This window comes from Borrelia hispanica CRI, assembly GCF_000500065.1.
In the GTDB taxonomy this organism is placed as follows: Bacteria; Spirochaetota; Spirochaetia; order Borreliales; family Borreliaceae; genus Borrelia; species Borrelia hispanica.
On the sequence record NZ_AYOU01000121.1, the window covers coordinates 1 to 19,936 of the forward strand.

General features: G+C 27.9%; 15 protein-coding genes. 8 read left to right on the top strand and 7 right to left on the bottom strand.

Annotated elements, in window-relative coordinates; translation table 11 throughout:
- The 4 genes from U880_RS0103600 to trxB all read left to right on the top strand — a co-directional run.
- On the top strand, positions 1-3,055 hold a 3,055-nt coding region (locus U880_RS0103600; RefSeq protein ID WP_024654785.1), incomplete at its 5' end, for a SpiroCoCo family coiled-coil protein.
- 10 nt (positions 3,056-3,065) lie between these two features.
- Positions 3,066-4,613, top strand: a complete 1,548-nt coding sequence (pheS, locus tag U880_RS0103605; protein WP_024654786.1) for a phenylalanine--tRNA ligase subunit alpha — start codon at positions 3,066-3,068, stop codon at positions 4,611-4,613.
- On the top strand, positions 4,606-6,300 hold the full coding sequence (pheT, locus tag U880_RS0103610) for a phenylalanine--tRNA ligase subunit beta (protein ID WP_024654787.1): 1,695 nt from the start codon (positions 4,606-4,608) through the stop codon (positions 6,298-6,300). The genes pheS and pheT overlap by 8 nt, the downstream gene beginning before the upstream one ends.
- An 89-nt stretch (positions 6,301-6,389) precedes the next feature.
- On the top strand, positions 6,390-7,367 hold the full coding sequence (trxB, locus tag U880_RS0103615; protein ID WP_024654788.1) for a thioredoxin-disulfide reductase: 978 nt from the start codon (positions 6,390-6,392) through the stop codon (positions 7,365-7,367).
- Between the two features lie 28 nt (positions 7,368-7,395).
- On the opposite strand, the gene rlmB is transcribed toward trxB, so the two are convergent.
- The 4 genes from rlmB to grpE are packed head-to-tail and all read right to left on the bottom strand — an operon-like array spanning position 7,396 to position 11,719.
- Complete coding sequence (rlmB, locus tag U880_RS0103620) at positions 7,396-8,130, bottom strand: 23S rRNA (guanosine(2251)-2'-O)-methyltransferase RlmB (RefSeq protein ID WP_024654789.1); 735 nt, start codon at positions 8,128-8,130, stop codon at positions 7,396-7,398.
- Between the two features lies 1 nt (position 8,131).
- Entirely contained in the window at positions 8,132-9,232 is a 1,101-nt protein-coding gene (gene dnaJ, locus U880_RS0103625) for a molecular chaperone DnaJ (protein WP_024654790.1), read from the bottom strand.
- Positions 9,232-11,130 carry a molecular chaperone DnaK gene (gene dnaK, locus U880_RS0103630; RefSeq protein WP_024654791.1) on the bottom strand — a complete coding sequence of 633 codons (1,899 nt, stop codon included), beginning with the start codon at positions 11,128-11,130 and terminating at the stop codon, positions 9,232-9,234. Before dnaK ends, dnaJ begins: the two co-directional genes overlap by 1 nt.
- Positions 11,131-11,164: 34 nt before the next feature.
- The gene (grpE, locus tag U880_RS0103635) at positions 11,165-11,719 is read right to left on the bottom strand and encodes a nucleotide exchange factor GrpE (protein ID WP_024654792.1); all 555 of its coding nucleotides are present in this window, start codon (positions 11,717-11,719) and stop codon (positions 11,165-11,167) included.
- A gap of 382 nt (positions 11,720-12,101) precedes the next feature.
- On the opposite strand from grpE, the gene nadE reads away from it, so the two are divergent.
- Positions 12,102-13,652, top strand: a complete 1,551-nt coding sequence (gene nadE, locus U880_RS0103640) for an NAD(+) synthase (protein ID WP_024654793.1) — start codon at positions 12,102-12,104, stop codon at positions 13,650-13,652.
- Entirely contained in the window at positions 13,645-15,228 is a 1,584-nt protein-coding gene (locus U880_RS0103645; protein WP_024654794.1) for a SpoIIE family protein phosphatase, read from the top strand. The genes nadE and U880_RS0103645 overlap by 8 nt, the downstream gene beginning before the upstream one ends.
- A 150-nt stretch (positions 15,229-15,378) precedes the next feature.
- On the opposite strand, the gene U880_RS0103650 is transcribed toward U880_RS0103645, so the two are convergent.
- Positions 15,379-15,834, bottom strand: coding sequence for a hypothetical protein (locus U880_RS0103650; RefSeq protein WP_024654795.1), 456 nt, complete (start codon positions 15,832-15,834; stop codon positions 15,379-15,381).
- 116 nt (positions 15,835-15,950) lie between these two features.
- On the opposite strand from U880_RS0103650, the gene U880_RS0103655 reads away from it, so the two are divergent.
- Positions 15,951-17,750 carry a hypothetical protein gene (locus tag U880_RS0103655; protein ID WP_024654796.1) on the top strand — a complete coding sequence of 600 codons (1,800 nt, stop codon included), beginning with the start codon at positions 15,951-15,953 and terminating at the stop codon, positions 17,748-17,750.
- Positions 17,743-18,534, top strand: a complete 792-nt coding sequence (locus tag U880_RS0103660; protein WP_024654797.1) for a type III pantothenate kinase — start codon at positions 17,743-17,745, stop codon at positions 18,532-18,534. Before U880_RS0103655 ends, U880_RS0103660 begins: the two co-directional genes overlap by 8 nt.
- Here U880_RS0103660 and U880_RS0103665 read toward each other — a convergent pair.
- Both U880_RS0103665 and U880_RS0103670 read right to left on the bottom strand, forming a co-directional pair.
- The gene (locus U880_RS0103665) at positions 18,512-19,342 is read right to left on the bottom strand and encodes a TIGR02757 family protein (protein WP_024654798.1); all 831 of its coding nucleotides are present in this window, start codon (positions 19,340-19,342) and stop codon (positions 18,512-18,514) included. The genes U880_RS0103660 and U880_RS0103665 overlap by 23 nt on opposite strands.
- On the bottom strand, positions 19,323-19,934 hold the full coding sequence (locus U880_RS0103670) for a glucosaminidase domain-containing protein (RefSeq protein ID WP_024654799.1): 612 nt from the start codon (positions 19,932-19,934) through the stop codon (positions 19,323-19,325). Before U880_RS0103670 ends, U880_RS0103665 begins: the two co-directional genes overlap by 20 nt.
- Positions 19,935-19,936: the final 2 nt, after the last annotated feature.

Here is a 19,936-nt window from a genome sequence, read left to right on the forward strand (position 1 = left end):
GGTTGAAGAGTTAATATCAAATAAATATACTGAACTTGAAGACAAATATAATGAGAAACATTTACTTATAGAGAGAAAGATAGATGATAAGGCTAATGAGGTTGAAGAGTTAATATCAAATAAATATACTGAACTTGAAGACAAATATAATGAGAAACATTTACTTATAGAGAGAAAGATAGATGATAAGGCTAATGAGGTTGAAGAGTTAATATCAAATAAATATACTGAACTTGAAGACAAATATAATGAGAAACATTTATTTATAGAGAGAAAGATAGATGATAAGACTAATGTGGTTGAAGAGTTAATATCAAATAAATATACTGAACTTGAAGGCAAATATAATGAGAAACATTCACTTATAGAGAGAAAGATAGATGATAAGACTAATGTGGTTGAAGAGTTAATATCAAATAAATATACTGAACTTGAAGGCAAATATAGTGAGAAACATTCACTTATAGAGAGGAAGATAGATGATAAGGCTAATGAGGTTGAAGAGTTAATATCAAGTAAATATATTGAACTTGAAGATAAGTATAATGAGAAACATTCACTTATAGAGAGGAAGATAGATGATAAGACTAATGTGGTTGAAGAGTTAATATCAAATAAATATGCTGAACTTGATAGTAAATATTCAAATATGCATTTTGATGTAAAAAATAAATTAAATACGTTTATTTATGAGTTAAATTTGAAACTTGCAAATTCAAGTGAAAAAGTGGATAGAGATATTAAGAAACAGTTAGATAATCTTACTGAACTTAAATTGAGTTTAAGTAATATTGAGGGGGATGTGTTAAAACTTAAAGAAGATTCATATCATAATATTTCATCTCATCTTAAACTTCTGGAGGAAGATTTTTTTAAAGACTTAAAGGAGAGAGGTGATAACTTAAGAAGTTCTTTGGAGAATTTTGTAACATCTTCAGATCAAAGGATTGAAAGTTTAGAAAGAGAAATAATTAAAAACCTGGAAGATAAAGAAAATCTTATAAGGGATTTTAGAATAGAAATTGAACAAGAATTTATTTTGAATAAGGAAAATTTTTATTTAGAATTTAGTAAAGAGTTTGATGTTAAAAAAAGAGATATAGAGAATAAAATAGTTTTGATGGAAACCAATTTTACAAATAGGGTAGATGAATTTATTGGACTTATAGATAATCGTCAAAGTAATGTTGATTCTTGGTTTGTAAAAGTTAAGGATGATATGTTAAATTGGCAAAAGAATACTTATAAAGAATTTGAAGAGAGATCAGGTATTACAGAAGAAAGTTTAAATCAGATTAAAAATGATATTGATATTATTGAGAATGATTTAGCAATTGTTAAAAGTAATGTAACTCAACAAACCAAAGAAACCTTTGAGAATTTGCATACGGATATTAAGGATTTTGAAGATCGAACTTATTTTAATTTAAAAAATATTTCAAATGAGGTTCAAGGTAAAGTTTTAAATATTGAAAATACTATGAATTTTAAGATTAGTTCTATAAATGAAAAGATCAATTTGAGTACTGAAGAACTTGCAACACAAATTGAGATTAAGTTTTTAAGTCAACAAAAAGATCTTGAAGATAAAATTTTTGATATTAATGAAAAATTAAAATATGAATACAATTTAGTGATTTCTAAGATTGAGAGAGAAAAACAAAGTGTTGTGGATAATTTTTTGAATGATAAAGAAAGCTTTGAATCTCAGATTAAATTGATACAGAATGATGTTTCAAAGCTTTCTGAACAAGTGAATACGTATAGATCTGACATTGAGGGTATTATTAGAGAGAGTTATGATTCTTTTTCTAGTACTATGCAAGAAGAGTATAGTGCTTTTGAAAATGAAATTAAGAATAATTTAAATTATTCAGAAGAAGAAATAAGAACTTTGAGAAATAATTTGCAGATTCAAGTTAATAATATAGAAACAGAATTTAAGGATAGATATGATTTGATAAGTAAAGGTGTTGATGAAAATATATCAGAACTTAAACTTAAAGCTTTAAACTATGATAATGAATTTAATAATTTTGTAAGTGAAACCAAGAATAATTTAACTACATATAAAACCAATTTGATGAAAGAACTTGATGGTCGTTACAATGTTATTAATACTAAGATTGAAAATTTTGAGAGACTTGAAGCGGAGCTTGAAAAAAATTATGAGTTAATTAAGGAAGTCTATCATTTTAAAAATAAATTAGAAGAGTTACGAAAAACTTTAATGGATGAAATAGATCTTGTGAAGAAATATAGGGGTGATTTTGAAAGTGTTACTAGAGAAATTGAAGATGTTAAAATTAGAACATCAGATATTATTGAAGTATTCAATGATTTAAAGACGCATCAAATGGATATTAAAGGAATTAAGAAAGATTTTGTTGAATTCCTTGAATTTTATACTTCTTTTAAAGAAAGGTATAAGAAATTTACAGAGTCTTATGATGAGATTCAGATTTATAAAACTAAACTGAAGGAGATTAAGGACGATCAAAATACTATTCTTGATAATTATGATAGGATTGGTAATAAAGATACTATATTGAAGTCTACGCTAGAATCTGTTGATAGAAATTTTGATTTAATAAGTGAAATAGAAACCAAAATGAATGTGTTATTTAAAGAAAGTTCTGGACTTACACATAGTATTGGGGAATTAAAAGACATTGTGTCAGAATTATTAGCTAATAAAGATTTATCACAGGAAGCTTTAAGTAATGTTCAAAATCTTAAAGAGATGTTGTTGGAGATTGAGGATAAGTTAGAATACATTCAAAATGTAAGAGAAAAAGTTGCAAAATCTGAAACTAGATTAGAAAATTTAAATGTTGCTGCTGAGGAGAGAATTAAGACCCTTGGCATTCTTGTTAAAACAGAATCTAAGTATAAAGATAATATTGGTCTTAATAATGCAACAGTTAGGGATTCTGTTATTAAACTTATGCGACAGGGATGGAGTGCTTTGGAAATTTCGAGAGCTACTAAATTATCTGTTGGAGAAGTTGAGCTTATTTTGGAACTTGGGATTGTTAGCAAAAGTGATGATTAAGGAATAGTTTGTGGGGAATATATTTGATATAGCTAAAGCATTGCATCCTCTTGAAGTAAGAGTGATTTTGAATTATAAAGAGGAAGATTCGATTTTTGCATTGAGACTTTCTAAAGACTTAAATTATAATGAAGGGCAGTCAAATAAAGTGGTTGAATGGCTCTTGTCTAAAGGCATACTTAAGGAAACTTTTAGAAAACTTAATGTGTTTTATCGTTTAACTGAGAAAGGTATTGATGCTTTAAATAATGGTTTGATTGAAGAGAGAATAGTTACTCTTATATCTCAAAAAATGGTTTTAGTTGCCAATTTGGCATCAGAGTTACAAATTGATCTTAGAGATGTGGGTAAGGCATTTGGTAATTTATCTAGAGAGGGTGTTTTATCTTTAGGAGCAAATAAAGAAATTATTGTTAAAAATTTAGAGTGTGCTAGTTATAAAATGGTTAGAACATTGCTTGAGAGAGCTAGAGATAAAGATTTATTGGAAGATGCTTTATCACAAGATGAATTATTAATTATTTCCAATTATTCAAAAAAGAAAGGCGCTAGTGATGTGCTCTTTAAAATCATAGAAAAATTGGACTTAAGATTTGAATTTACTAAGTTTGGACTAGAGATAAAATCTTATCTTAAAAAAAATGATTTAACGGGTAATGAAATTGTAAAATTAACACCTGAAATGCTAAAGAATAAGTCTTATGAAAATAAAAATTTTAGGGCTTATAACATTCATGTGTCATCAAATAAAACTTTTATTGGACGTGCAAATCCTTATTCAGAGTATATAGCTAGAGTGAAGGATAAGCTTGTAAGTCTTGGTTTTGAAGAGTTTGATGGTCCTTTGGTTGAGAGTGAATTTTTTAATAATGATGCTCTTTTTATGCCACAATTTCATCCTGCACGTGATATAAGAGATGTTTATTATATTAAGGAACCAAATTCGTTAAAGTCTTTGCCTGAGCCTTATTTTTCTAATGTGAAAGCTGTTCATGAAAATGGGTATATTACAGGGTCAAGAGGTTGGAAATATAATTTTAGTGAGAGTATTTCAAAAAGATTAGTTTTAAGAACACAAGGTACAGTTCTCTCGGCGAAACAATTAATTAATGCAAAAAATCCTGGTAAATATTTTGGAATTGTTAGATGTTTTAGATATGATCAGGTTGATGCTACTCATGGAGCTGATTTTTATCAAACAGAAGGAATTGTTATTGGAGATGTTAATATTAAAACTTTACTAGGTCTTCTTGAAATTTTTGCTAAGGAGTTGGCTGGAGCTACTGATTTTAAATATGTTCCTGCATATTTTCCATTTACAGAACCTTCAATTGAAGTTCATGTTAAGCATCCTATTCTTGGTTGGTTTGAACTGGGTGGAAGTGGTATTTTTAGACCAGAGGTTACAAAACCTTTTGGAATTGATGTTCCTGTTATTGCTTGGGGTATTGGAATTGATAGAATGGCGTTGATGCATTTAGGATTAAGTGATTTAAGGGAACTTTTTACTCATAGTATTGGTGATGTTGCGTTAAGGCGAGGAAAGAGCAATGCCTAAGGTTGAAATTTATAAAAGTATTTTATTAGAAAAAATAGGAAAAGATTTGACGAATTATGAGCTTGAATCTATTATTGAGACGGCTAAAGCTGAGATTTGTGAAATTGATATGGTTAAAGATAAGATAAAAATTGAATTTAATGATACAAATAGACCTGATTTGTGGTCTTCTGCAGGACTTGCACGTCATATTAAGACATATCTTTCTGGTAATGTGCCTTCATTTGATTTTTTTTCAATGACAGATAATTTGCAAAAATTTTATGGTGAAATTTTTGTCAGTCCTGAAGTGTTTGGGATTAGGCCTTTTATTTTTGGATTTTTGGCAAAAGGGTTGATTTGTGATGAGCGTATGCTTGAGATTTTAATTCAGTTACAAGAGAAACTTTCTCATAATTATGGGCAAAAACGCAGAAGGGTTGCAATGGGAATGTATTCATCAAATTTGATTCATTTTCCTATAAATTATGTTACATGTAGTTCTGATTATAAATTTGTTCCTTTAGGTATGGATATTGAGATGTCCATTAAAGAAATAAATGAAAGACATCCAAAAGGAATAGAATATTCGTCAATTTTTGCAAATATTGATCAATATTCTTTATTGTTGGATTATAAGAACAATGTACTCTCTTATCCTCCTATAATTAATTCACGTGATATTGGAACTTTAAAAGTAGGTGATACTAATTTATTTATTGAGGTTACAGGAACTGATCTTGAAGCTACTTTGTTGTCTTTATCAATTGTTGCTTGTGATTTGTATGATATGGGGTTTGAAATTTTGCCCGTAAAGACTGTTTTTCCTAAAGAAACTTTATTTGGGAAAGAAATAATTTGTCCTTATTACTTTCAAAATAGTTTAGAGATTAATGTTGATAGTGTTAATAAACTACTTGGAAGTAATTTTACGGCAAATGATATATGCTTTGATTTGAAAAAATTAGGAATTTCAGCTTATTTTGAAGAATCAGATAAATTTTATATTATTCCTCCTGTTTATAGGAATGATTTTCTGCATGAAGTAGATGTTATCGAAGAGGTGATGATAGGAAAGGGACTAGATAATTTTAAGTCAGAGCTTCCCAAAGATTTTACTATAGGAAAATTAAGTCCAATAGAAGAATTTTCAAGAAGTGTTAGAAATTTAATGATAGGAATGGGATTTCAGGAGATGATTTATAATTATCTGGGTTCTAAGGTAGATTTTATTGAAAAGATGAATATTAAAGGTTCTGAACTTTTAAGTGTCTCTAATCCAATGACTGAAAGTTATGAGTATATTAGAGGTTCAATAATACCTGATTTGCTTAAATCTGAGAGCATTAGTTCAAATTTTCCTTATCCCCATAAGATTTTTGAGATTGGTAAGGTAGCTTTAAAAGATTTAGTTAGTGATGAGGGTACTGTTACTTATGATAATTTGGCTTTTTTAATGGCCGATAGGGAATTTTCATTTAATGAAATTAATTCTTTAGTTTCATCTCTTTTTTATTATTTGAATATTGGATTTAAATTAAAAGAATCAAGTAAAAATCTTTATATAGATGGCAGAGGTGCTGATATTTTAATAAAAGACGTTGTTTTAGGCAGTTTTGGAGAAGTGTCACCTTACATATTAAGTAATTTTGGAATTATGGTTCCATGTTGTGTCTTAGAGATTAATATTAATGGTCTTTTGAATTAGTGTCAGTATATCTTGATGTGATTGAATTAGTTAAGATATTTAGGAATTTTTTTTATATCGTTTAAAGTTAAATTGAGTTAAGAGGTTTTATGTTAAATTTTGAAGTATTAGATATAAAGAAATTTAATAAGGAGATTATAAGAACAGAGGTAGATTTTGTTGAAGATGTGATTATTGTTGGATCAGGCCCTGCAGGACTTACTGCTGGAATTTATACTGTTATGAGTGGATATAAGACAAGTATTTTGGAAGGCCCTGAACCTGGAGGACAGCTGACAACAACCACAGAAGTTTATAATTATCCGGGATTTAAAAATGGTATAAATGGAAGAGAGTTGATGTTAAATATGAAGGAGCAAGCGATCAATTTAGGTGCTACTACTTATCTTGAAACTGTAAGATCTATAAATAAAAGAGGTGATATTTTTTGTCTCTATACGGATAATTATATCTATAGGAGCAAATCTATTGTTATTGCAGCAGGCTCTATACCTAAAAAGTTAGATACTCTTAAAAATTTAGATTTATTTTGGAATAGAGGTATTTCTGTTTGTGCAATTTGTGATGGGCACCTATTTAAGGGAAAAACTGTTGCTGTAATTGGTGGAGGTAATACGGCTATTTCAGAAGCTATTTATTTAAGTAAACTAGCAGAAAAGGTGTATGTTATTGTGAGAAAGAATTATATGAAAGCTATTGATATGTTACAAAAAAGTGTTGCAACATTATCTAATGTTAATATTTTATATAATTGTGAGGCTAGAGAGGTTAGTGGGACAAATATTGTCTCTAAAATTCATATTATGGATAATGAGCATAATTCTGCTTTTGAATTAAATGTAGATGGGATATTTATAGCCATTGGTTATAAACCAAATACGGAGTTTGTAAAAGGATTTTTGGAATTAGATGATGATGGATATATTTCTACTCAAGATATTGTGAAAACGAGTGTTAATGGAGTATTCTCATGTGGTGATGTTAGCAATAAGCTTTATGCACAAGCCATTACGGCTGCTGCTGAAGGGTTTTTGGCTTCTGTTGAAGTTAGAAATTTTTTAGGATGAGTGAGTTTATTTGATTGGATAGAATGAACTAAAGCAAGTTGAGTTGTCTTTTTATTTCAAATATTAAAATTCCTGTTGAAACTGATACATTAAGAGAATCTATTTTTCCCTTAGTTGGTATTTTAATTAAAAAATCAGAATTATTTTTTAGTAAGTTGTGTATTCCTTTGCCTTCATTGCCCATAATTAATGCAATTTTGTTGTCAGTTATTTTAGTGTTATTTATTGCTTGTCCTTTTATATCACTGGCATATATCCAAAATCCCTGTTTTTTTAAACATCTAATTACATTGTTTATATTTGGAACTGTTAATTTGTTGACATATTGACTTGCTCCAGAGCTTGTGCGTAAGACAGTTGCATTGTCTTTTACGCTTTTTCTCTGGTTAGTAATTACAAGATCAATATTGAATTGTTCCGCTGTTCTAAGAATTGCTCCAAAATTTTGAGGATCTTCTATACTATCAAGTATTAAAATAAATATGTTATTTTTATGTTGAAATTCTTTTAAGTATTCTTCTAAGTTTTTATTTTTATTTATTGTATTATAATCTTTTAGATTTTGTAATTTTAATGCAAAACCCCTATGATTATTATTGCCAAGTATCTTTGTAAGATCATTTATTTTAATGACCTTAATGTTATATTGTCTTGCTAATTGTTCAATACATATAGATTTTGGACTTGTTTTTGAAATATATAGTTCAAGTCCTTTATTATTTTTGATGCTTTCAATTATTGAATTAGCATGTGTAATATACATATTAAATTTTATTTAAGGTAACCTCATCAATGTCTTTGATTTCCTTGCTTAGAGTTTCTAGTAGTTTAATAGCATTATTATTTAGATTTTTAGGAGTTTTGACCTTAATGATCAAAATGAGATTTCCAAATTTTTCTGTATGTAGTATTGGCATCCCTTCGTTTTTGACAATGATTTGTTCATCATTTTCTGTTCCTTTTGGAATTTTTATTGAAATCTTTTTCTTTGCTATTGTTTGTATTTTAATTTCTTTTCCAAGTGCTGCTTGAGTAAAGCTTAGTGGTAGAGTTGCGTATAGGTCTTTTCCATTTCTTTTAAAAATGTTATGAGGTTTGATTGATACTTTTATATAGAGGTCTCCGTATTGTTGACTATCGGGATTTATGCTTCCTTTTCCTCTCATTTTAATTTGTTGGGAGTCATCAATTCCTGCTGGAATTTTGAGTTCAAGAGTTTCTTTATGTTTAACCCCTCCAGCTCCTTTGCATGATTTGCAAGGATTTGATATTATTTTTCCATTTCCATAACATTTTGGACATGTGGTTGTTACTCTGAAAAACCCCCCTCCTTGCATTACTCGGCCATTACCATTACACATGTTACATATTGAAGGAGATGTTCCTTTTTCAGATTTTTTACCTAAACATGATTCACATAATATGTTTCTTGATATGTTAATGTTATTTTTGTATCCTAAGTAGGCATCTTCAAGAGATATTTCAATTTGATATGTTATGTCTTGACCTCTCTCTTGATATCTGCTTTTGTCTTGCCCACGTTTTCCAGTGAAAAATGAATCAAAAATATCTCCAAAATCTTCAAAAATGTCAGAAAATCCACTAAATCCGCTAGAAAATCCACTAAATCCTGATGCTCCTCCTTCAAATGCTGTGTGTCCAAATCGATCATATTGGGCACGCTTATTGTCATCACTTAAAACCTCATAAGCTTCTGTTGCTTCTTTAAATATGGATTCAGCTTCTTTATTATCTTTATTTTTATCAGGATGATATTTAATTGCTATTTTTCTATATGCTTTTTTTATTTCATCTTTTGAGGCTCCTTTTGAGAGCCCCAAAATTTCATAATAATCTCTTTTCACTATTTTTTGTCCTCATCAACAACTTCGTAATCAGCTTCTTTGCTTTCACTACCTGAATTGTTTTGAGCATTGTTTTGATTTGGTGAACTTGCTTGAGCATCTTTGTACATCATTTCAGCTATTTTATAAGAAGCTTGTTGTAGTTCTTCTGTTTTTGATTTAAGTAAAGATATGTCTGAACCTTCTAATGCATCTTTAAGTTCCTTTATTTTGTTTTCAATAGCTTCTTTATCTTGACTTGTTATTTTTTCTCCATATTCTTTTAAAGATTTTTCTGTTTGGTAGATTAGGGAATTAGCTATGTTTTTTGCTTCTATTCCTTCTTTTAATTTTTTATCTTCCTCAGCATGATTTTCAGCATCTCTGACCATTCTTTCAATTTCTTCTTCAGATAGTCCTGATGATGATTCAATTCTAATTTTTTGTTCTTTACCAGTTCCCATATCTTTAGCAGAAACGTGAACTATTCCATTAGCATCAATGTCGAAGCTAACTTCTATTTGTGGAACACCTCTTGGAGCTGCTGGTATTCCATCAAGAATAAAGTTGCCTAGTACCCTGTTTTGTGATGCCATTTCTCGTTCACCTTGTAAAACTTTAATATCTACAGAAGTTTGATTATCTGCTGCTGTTGAGAATACTTGACTTTTTTTTGTAGGAATTGTGGTGTTTCTTTCGATTAATTTTGTCATAACACCACCAAGTGTTTCAATTCCTAGTGATAGAGGTGTAACATCAAGGAGTACCATATCTTTAGCTTCTCCTGTAAGTATTCCACCTTGAATAGCAGCACCTATTGCCACAGCTTCATCAGGATTTACACCTTTATTTGGTTCTTGTCCAAATATTTCTTTTACGATTTTTTGGATAGCTGGTATTCTTGTAGAACCTCCAACAAGTATTACCTCATTAATATCAGAAGCTTTAAGCCCAGCGTCTTTAATGGCTTTGAGGCATGGTTCTTTTGTTTTTTGAACCAAGTGATCTACCATTTGTTCAAATTTTGCTCTTGTAAGGGTATATTGTAAATGTTTAGGACCATTTGCATCGGCTGTGATAAATGGAAGATTTATTGATGCTTCCTGGGCACCTGAGAGTTCTATTTTTGCTTTTTCTGCTGCTTCTTTAAGTCTTTGAAGTGCCATTTTATCGTTTGATAAATCAATAGCACTATCTTTTTTAAATTCAGTAATTAGATATTTAATGATTTCATCATCGAAGTTATCTCCTCCAAGATGGGTATCTCCGTTTGTTGATTTAACTTCAAAAACGCCATCTCCAAGCTCAAGAATTGAGATATCAAATGTTCCACCACCTAGGTCATAAACAGCAACGATTTCTTCATGTTTTTTTTCAATTCCATAAGCAAGAGCTGCAGCTGTTGGTTCATTAACAATTCTCTTAACATCAAGACCTGCAATTTTTCCAGCGTCTTTTGTTGCTTGTCTTTGTGCATCATTGAAATATGCTGGTACAGTAATTACAGCTTCAGTAACTTTTTCTCCCAAATAGGCCTCGGCTGTTTCTTTCATTTTTGTTAGAGTTGCTGCTGATATTTCTGGTGGGGACATTTGTTTTTTGATATTGGAGATATTTACACGTGCATCACCGTTTTGTCCTTTTTCTACTTTATAAGGAACCATTTTGATTTCGCTTGCAACTTCTTCAAATCTTCTTCCCATAAATCTTTTTATTGAATATATTGTATTTTCAGGATTTGTAACCATTTGGTTTTTTGCTACTTGTCCTACAAGTCGCTCACCTTTGTTTGTATAAGCTACAATTGATGGAGTAGTTCTTCCTCCTTCTGAATTTTGTATAACAACAGGTTTTCCATGTTCCATTATGGCTACACATGAATTTGTTGTTCCAAGATCAATTCCTATAATCTTTCCCATATAAGGCCTCCTTTTGTTATTTTTTGATTTCTAATTAATTTTTACTTTGTGCAACTTTAACTTTTGCAGTTCTTAATACTCGATCATTGTAGCAGTATCCTTTTTGATATACTTCTACAATTTGAGGATTTATAATTTGTTCTTTTTCTTCTATACTTATTGCTTCATGTTGACTTGGATCAAATTCCTCTCCTGGTTTTCCAAATTTTTTTAGATTATATTTTTTGTCAAAGCTTGAGAGTATTTCATTTTCAATCATACTAATTCCTGATAATAGGGTATCAAAGTCTTTTGACTGTTTTGATGAATCTATTGCTCTCTCTAAATTATCAAGGAAATTAATTATGTCTTTCATTATGTTTTCATTTGCAAATTTAATAAAATTTTCTTTATCTTTTTCAAGTCTTTTTCTAAAATTTTCAAATTCTGCTTGTTTTCTTAAATATAAATCTTTTAGATTTGAAATTTCATTTTCAAGTTCAATAATCTTTTTCTCCATGTTAGGATTATCTTCACTGTGGAGTGTTTCATTTTCATTTTCTTTTTCTTTAATTTTGTCGGGGTCTTCACATTTTTCCTTTTCGTCCACTTTAGCCTCCTTGTATAAAGCATTTTATCTATAAAAAAAATATTTTACAAATTTTTTCTTTATGAAAATTTTTTTAAGTTTGATTCATTTTAATTATCTTTAAAAGGGTTTATGTTGACTATAAAACTATATTAGTATAATATTGACACATATTTTAAGCTTAATAAATTCTTATGTGTATTTTTTTGTCAAAATAAAAAAATGTTTTAGTTGTTTTTTAAAAAATACAATTGACGTTACTGCTAAGAGATATGTATTGTTTAGTGAATTATTATAATTTTAATCTAGTTTTTTCTATATTAAAGATTAAAATTTATAAATTTATTTTATGTGTTTTAGGGTTTTCTTGTAATTTTTTCTGTTATTGCTTATCATTTACTTTGTGAAAATATGTGTAGCTCAGATAAAGTGTCGAATTTTTAGATTTAATGAAATTTTAAATGAATTTAAGGTAAATTATGAGTATGCTATTCAAAATAAGGTTGATATTTTAGTTTTTCCTTTTATTTTTGTTGAAGGTATTGAATATGAAAATTTATTTTATAGACCTGAATACGTTAAAAAAATTTTGTATTGTATTGATTTTATAAAAGGACAAGTTGATGCTAGACTTTGTGTTGTATTTGGACATTATAATTTTTATGATGGCAAATTATTTGATTGTATATCTGTGGTAAGTGATCATCAGTATATTTTGACAACTAGGGAAGTTAATGTCCCAGTATTATTTAGTTATAAGGGTCAAAATATTGCTGTTTTAAATTTAGATGATGAACTCTTATTTCATAAGCCTCAGTACAAATTTTGTAATTCTTTTAGTAACATTGATTATCTTTTAATTCCATCAAAATCTTATTTTACTTGTGAGAAAAATAATTTAAGACTTGAGTTTTTTAAAGATGTAGCTATAAAAAATAATTTGGAAATTGCTTATGCCAATTTATATGGCATTTATGATTCTATAGTATTTGATGGTTTGAGTTTTTTTATTAGTAAATATGGCAAAATCAAACAAGCTAAAGAATTTGAATATGATATTTTATTTAATGAAGAATTTTATGATTTAGAGTTTGATTGTAAATCCAAAATTTTTGATAAACTTCTTGGAGCATTGGTTATTAGCTTGAGAGAGTATGTTGCGCTTGCAGGTTTTGAAAAAGTTCATTTGGGTGTTTCTGGTGGTATTGATTCTGCTCTTGTTGCTTATATTGCATGTACAGCTTTAGGTGCTAATAGAGTTGTAGGTATTTCTATGCCTAGTAGATTTTCATCAAAAGGCTCTGTGTTGGATGCAGAGAAACTTGCTAATGAATTGGGATTTGAATTAATTCATATGCCAATTGAGAGCATGTTTCAATTTTCTTTGGATTATCTTGATGGGTATTTAAATACAAAGGGAGTTACTGAAGAGAATCTTCAAGCTAGACTTAGAGGATTATTTTTAATGGCTTATAGTAATGCAAATAGATCTTTACTTTTGAATACTGGTAATAAGAGTGAAATTGCTGTTGGTTATTGTACGCTTTATGGTGATTCTTGTGGTGGAATTTCTTTGATTGGAGATTTATTTAAGCTAGATGTTTATAATCTTGCAAGATATGTGAATAAAAAAGAAGGCAGGGAAGTTATTTCTAGTAATATCCTTTTAAAAGAACCGTCTGCAGAACTTAGAGCTGATCAAAAAGACAGTGATTCCCTTCCTACGTATGAAGTTCTTGATAGTATATTAAGTAAGTACCTACTTGAGAATGAGCCTTTGGAATTGCTTTACAAGTCTTTTGGGAAAGAGGTGGTTGTAAAGGTTTTAGATCTTTATTCTGGGAGTGAGTATAAGAGAAGGAAAGGTCCTATTATAGTTAAGGTTTCCAAAAAAGCGTTTGGTAGCGATGTTTTTCTTCCTATTTCAAGAGTTGCGTTGATTGAGGATGAATAGTAATAATGTTATTAATATATTAAATGAATTTGGTTTAAAAATAGAAGAGATTTTTTTACTTATCAATACTTATTCTTATGCACTCTATAAAGAAACTCCTAGATATTTTTATGATGATATTACTAATTATCTTGAATTAACTTTAGATATTGCTAATAAATTTCAGGGAGAGTGTGCGGATTCTAAAGATTTAAAGTTGGGTAAATTTATGCTTAGAAGCATGAAGTGCGATTTAATGTCTTATTTATATTTGTCTTTAGAATTAATAGATAATTCTATGCATTATAGTGGAATTGGAGATGCTGGTATTGCTTTTTTTAAGGCCATTTCTTGTAAAATTTTATCGGTAATATCTTATATAGAGATTGAGTTTGAAAATATGGTTTTCTCTTCTTCTCTTAAAAATAGAAAAGATGCAAATAAGGATGGTAATCAATTATTAATTTTTTCTTGTGAGAGTGCTTATAGTGAAAAACTTGTCAATTATTTGATTTTAAGGGACTACATTGTTATGGCTGCAAATACTGTAGATTTATTTAGTCATTTACTCTGTGATAATTTTTATGATTTGATTATTCTTGATTTAAATTCGGATGAAAATATTCAGATGATTTTGGATTTACTTAGAAATATTAAGAGTAATAGTTTTTATGAAATGGTTCCTGTTATTGTTATTTCTCAGATAACTAGAAAAGATATTATTCAAACTTTTATTGAAGAACAAGTTGATGATTATTTCTTTAAAAGTTTGGATTTATTGGTATTGGATATTAGAATAACTAGTTTTCTTAAAAAGAAAAAGGTGATAGAACAAGGACAAAAATATTTAGATCTTGTTTTGCATGGTAGAGAATGTGTTGAGAGTGAGCTTATTGAGGCTGGAAATTACATTGAAAATTTATTGCCCAAGAAAATCCAAAACGAATTTTTTCATTCTAATTGGATCTTTGTTCCATCAAAAAGAATAGGGGGTGATTTTTTTAATTATTATTTTGTTAATGATGATAATTTAATAATCTATTTAATAGATATTTCTGGGCATGGAGTGGGTTCTGCACTCTTATCTCTTAATGTTTCAAGTGTTATTAATTCTTATGTTATGAATAATAAAGACATTAGTCCTTATAAGGTATTAAATTATGTTAATACTTATTTTGTGAAATTCAGGAGTGATATGTTTATTACTCTATGGTATGGTGTCTTAAATGTAAAGACTAAAAATTTAAGATTTGCATCAGCAGGAGCACCTCCTGCTGTTGTTTTGACTGAAAAAGGTAATATTTATCTTAAGACTAAAGGTGCAATTCTTGGAATTGAAGAAGTGTATCCTTGCAAAGAGAGTGAATGTTATTTGGATAAATTTTCACATTTGTTACTTTTTAGTGATGGTGTTTATGAGATTGAAAATAATCAGGATATAATAATGTCTATTGATGATTTTTATAAAATATTAAAAGAAAATACATTGAATCTAGATAGTTTTATTTTAGAGCGTTTGTATAATAAAATGTTAAATTTGTCAAAATATAATGCATTTAGAGATGATTTTTCTATTTTAGAGTTTATTATTCATTAGTAAATATTTTGGCTTATTAGAGAGTTAAATGCAGCATATACTTTTAATTGTTGTTTTGTATTGAACTTTAATCATTAACTGGGATGATATAATTTCTATTTTTATAGAAATTATGTGTATTTGGCTTTAAGTTATTTATAATAAGATTTATTATTTGTTTTTGGTTTTCTGTTTTTGTGTATTTTTTATAGATGTTTTTTTGTCTTGTGTGATGCTTGAATTGTCGATAGATTTTAAGAGTTTATTTAATGTCCAGCTTGAAAATTTAATATAAAGTTTTTTTATAGGGTTTTTTGTATTTTTAAGTAATATCTTGAAAGATTCTATATTCATTATAGTTATTATTTCTTTTAAAGTTTTTGGCAAATTGTTAAAAATTTTAGACCCAACTTTATGTCCTTCTACAATGAAGGTTTGAAGCATTATTTGTTCTTTCTTTTGTAGTCTCCTCATGTATAACTTTAGTATTTTTTCTTGTGAATTCATTATTTCTGCATTAATTTGTTCTTGTTTTTTTGATATTTTTTTTGTTGATTCTATAATAGGCTTTTTAGGAAGAGATTTGTAAGGGTTTGTTCCTGGAATATAATTTTTTGGAATTTTCATCTATCTTGTTACTCCTATTTTATATTTACTGTGTGCTTTTATTAATTTTATTAAGTTTTTTGCTTTTATACAACCAATATTGATATTTTAATTCTTTATTATTAATATTGAATGATATGAAGCGATATTTGAGTTTGAGTTTTTTTTACTTGTTAATTGGTATTTTATTTTTATTTGTAATCGTATTTATTCAATTTAGAAACTTGAGTTTAAATATATTTTTATTAAATGATTTAAAATTTTTTGTTAATAATAAGGTTGAAGATAGTCATTATGTTTTAGATAATCTTGTTTTTAATATAAGAGGCATTAAGATAAATTTATCTAGATCTCATCCTATTATTATTCCTGAAAATAGTCTTAAGCTATATCCAATTTCTTATAAAGTACAAGGTAATTCAATTTATGTTTATTTTGAAAATAATATTTTTTTATTATTTGTATTTGATTCAAATAATAATTTTCAGATTAGTTCCAATCTTTCTAAAAAATTTTTAATAAGTTATGAAATTGAGAGTGATTATAAAATTTTATTTGACAAAAATATGATTGTTAATGATTCTACAAATAACCATTTTGATGTTTCTTTAGGCAAACATAGTAAACTAAAAGAGAGGGAAATGTTAATTGCTCCTCAAGAGGTTTTTCAAATTGGAAATTTGGTTGTAAAGCCTCAAATTGCAAATGAAGTAGTTTCTAAAGATATTCCTTTGAATATGAATTTTTCTGCTGTATATTCATTAATTAAGAAGATAAGTAAAAAAAATTTTGATTCAGTATTAATGAAATTTAGAGATAAAGTTTATGATGCATGGGGTAGCAGTTCGAATTTTAGCATTAAAAAGGGTGGATGGCGTAAGGGTAATGTATATTCTTTTGATGAGGATATATTTATTTATTATTTGGCAGAATCTATAACAAGGCATAATTATGAGGATATATTTTTAAAACTTAAACCTTTAATCAGTCTTAATGAGGATAGTTTAACTTATTTAAGTGCAAGTTATTATGTTGATGCTGAAAAAATAGATAGGTTTTTTCATTATCTCTCTGTGAATAAAACTTTTATTAATTCTCTTGAGCCAGATAAACTTTTAAAATATTTAAAGGAAGATGCGTACCTTTTAGAAAAGATTTTTTTGTCTGAAAATGTTTCTATTTTAAATGAATCGTTAAATATTTTAAGGACTCCAGAAGTAATATTGAGCTCTGGGTTTGGTTTAACACAAGCCTATAATATTCTCTCTAATTATATTACATTCTTGCAGTTTGATAATGATAGTTCTATATTGGATAAGTTGAGAGAAGAGTTAATAAAATTTGTGTCTACATTGTTTTTTGTAACTAATAATGGAGAAGCTTATGTTTCTGAGAATAAGAAGGATGTGTCTTGGGATATTGAATATACACTTAAGATTGCTGGGTTACTTAAAAGACTTGCTTCTAAGTTAAATTCTAATTTAATATTGGAGTTTGCTTGTAATGCTATTTATTATTCTTTGATGAAGCCTGATGGTAATAAGATTCCATATGAGAATTATTATGCTGATATTGTTGATAATGATTATATTCCAAAATTTAATTTATTTCCCAATCTTGGAATTGGACATTGGATATATAGTTCATCAAAGATTATAAATTTTAATTTTTCTCAGTCTTTTTATTCTATTAAATTTGATCGTGATTTAAATTCTCCTGGATATTTCTTTTTTAAAGGTGTTGAACGTCCTACTTTAGTTAGATTTAGAAATATTAATTGGTTTACAGATATTCAATTTTATATATATTCTGATGGATGGAGATATTATGCTGGAGATAAGACATTGGTTTTAAAAATAACACCCAAAAAACTCGATGATACAAAAATTTTTTTAAGATTTGATAATATAATGGAATTTAGGAATATTGATGAGTAAAATTGTTGATTCAGCTCAGTTAGTTGTTGATATTGGGAATACAAGTATATCTTTTGCGTTATATGATATTGGAGGTATGCAAATGTTTTTTAAACTTAAAACAAAACTTGATTTAAGTTTAAGAGAGCTTTGTAACTTTCTTAAAAGCAAATTTAACTTTAGGGTTAATAAAGTATTTGTAAGTAGTGTTGTACCCGTTATCGATAAAGTGTTTATTGATGCAATTATTTCTCTTTATAATGTGACTCCTCTATTTATTAGTTTTGATTTAACTTATGATTTAAGTTTTGAGTTTTATAGTGGCCGTAAGTTTATCCTAGGATCAGATGTTTTTGCAAATCTTGTTGGAGCTATTGAATATTATAATATTAATGATGCTTTGGTGGCAGATCTTGGCACGGCTTGTACTATTTTTGCAGTTAGTAGAAAAGATGGCATACTTGGAGGTTTAATTAATGGTGGACCTTTCACAAGTTTGACTGCATTAGTTGAGAATGCATATCTTTTAAAGGATTTTGATCTTGTAGTGCCTCAAAAATTATTGGGTTTGTCAACTATTGATAGTGTCAATAGTGGTGTAATTTATCAGTATAAGTATTTAATAGAAGGTGTTTATCATGATCTTGTTCGTAATTATGATAGAGAATTTAAATTAATAATTACGGGGGGAAATTCTCATTTGATTTTACCTTTAATAAGTGTGGATTTTATCTTTAATTTATATTTGACGCTTGAAGGCATTAGAATTTTGGGAAATGCTTTTAAAGAAAATCATTTGTCTTAAAATTAAAAATGTTTGTAAATAGTTCTTTTTTGGTGAAGCTTTTGTTTATTCCAAATCTAGTTAATGAGAAATCATATTTTACAGGATCATCTTTGTTTTGTTCTAAAAAATATTTTGTAACTTCTATTGCTCTTTTAAGACTTACATTTTTTGTATTTTGAAGATTAAACAGTTTTGCTGAAATATCTCTCATATGAGTATCCATTGGAATTATTAAATTTGATGGATTAATTTTATTCCAAATTCCCAAATCAACATTGTCTTTTCTTATCATCCATCTTAAGAATAAAAATAGTCTTTTACAAGCGCTTCCTTTTGATGGTTTGGGAAGTATCATTCCAAATGGTTCTCTATTAACGTTTTCCATTTGTGTTATGAGATCGTCTAAGCTTGCTATAAAGTTTTTGTTTTTTTTATAGATGTTATGAAATAGATTTTCAATTGATAGATATTTTTCTTTTATTGTTTTAATAGACATTAATAATTTAACAATGTCTTCTGTTGTAAAAAACCTGTATGTAAAGTCTTTATATATTTCATTTAAATCTTTTCTTGTAAATGTCTTGAGTGTTTCTGAAGGTTTTTTACCAAGTGGTTTTAAAATGTACTCAATTGCTGATAGTATTCTCTCAACTCTTCCTAATGCTAGTGATGAGCTAATCAAACCTACAAGTTCAATGTCTTCTTTTTCTGTATATTTATATAAAAATTCTAATGGGTCTGGATGAACAAATTCTCGTTTATTATATTTACTGTATATAAATTCTAATATTTCTGATATGTTATTCTTATTTTTTTGAATTTTCAAATTCTAACAATCCTAACAATATTTTTTTTAATTTTTTATCATAAAGTTTGTCTGTTGCCCATTTTCCAGTAAGATCATATATTGTTGGGGCAGATCCTCTTTTAACGAAATAAAATCTAGGATCAACCATGTTTGAGTTTATATCTTGACTTGAGGCATAGGCTTTTAAATGTTGAATGTGTGCTCTTATTCCTTCTTTCATATTAGAAAAAGAATTTCCCTTTGTAAAATTGTCAGTGGCTCCTATGCCTGAAAAATTATGTTGTTCTTTTGATACTATCCCATTAAATTTCAAAATACCTGTTTCAAGTAACATTTGGGCATAGGCAATATCGTAATTTATTCCTTCAATTATAGCTTCTTCTATATAAATTTGTGCAATTGTTTTGACATATTCTGCTTCAAGATAAGGATTCATTTTTAATGTATATTTTACAATATCCTCTACTTGACTTTTCCCTTTACTTAATAAAAAAGGAATATATTTTTCTTTTTGTGTTGATGTGTTTATTTCAATTATTTCTTCGGTGCAGTAACTCTTTACTGTTAATAATATTTGCGATATTACTAACAGTATAAATTTCTTTTGCATTT

Excerpts from the sequence above, each read along its gene's own strand:
- pheT (WP_024654787.1), top strand. The coding sequence starts at position 4,606 with ATGCCTAAGGTTGAAATTTATAAAAGTATTTTATTAGAAAAAATAGGA.
- trxB (WP_024654788.1), top strand. The coding sequence starts at position 6,390 with ATGTTAAATTTTGAAGTATTAGATATAAAGAAATTTAATAAGGAGATT.
- rlmB (WP_024654789.1), bottom strand. The coding sequence starts at position 8,130 with ATGTATATTACACATGCTAATTCAATAATTGAAAGCATCAAAAATAAT.
- dnaK (WP_024654791.1), bottom strand. The coding sequence starts at position 11,130 with ATGGGAAAGATTATAGGAATTGATCTTGGAACAACAAATTCATGTGTA.
- U880_RS0103645 (WP_024654794.1), top strand. The coding sequence starts at position 13,645 with ATGAATAGTAATAATGTTATTAATATATTAAATGAATTTGGTTTAAAA.
- U880_RS0103650 (WP_024654795.1), bottom strand. The coding sequence starts at position 15,834 with ATGAAAATTCCAAAAAATTATATTCCAGGAACAAACCCTTACAAATCT.
- U880_RS0103655 (WP_024654796.1), top strand. The coding sequence starts at position 15,951 with ATGAAGCGATATTTGAGTTTGAGTTTTTTTTACTTGTTAATTGGTATT.
- U880_RS0103660 (WP_024654797.1), top strand. The coding sequence starts at position 17,743 with ATGAGTAAAATTGTTGATTCAGCTCAGTTAGTTGTTGATATTGGGAAT.
- U880_RS0103670 (WP_024654799.1), bottom strand. The coding sequence starts at position 19,934 with ATGCAAAAGAAATTTATACTGTTAGTAATATCGCAAATATTATTAACA.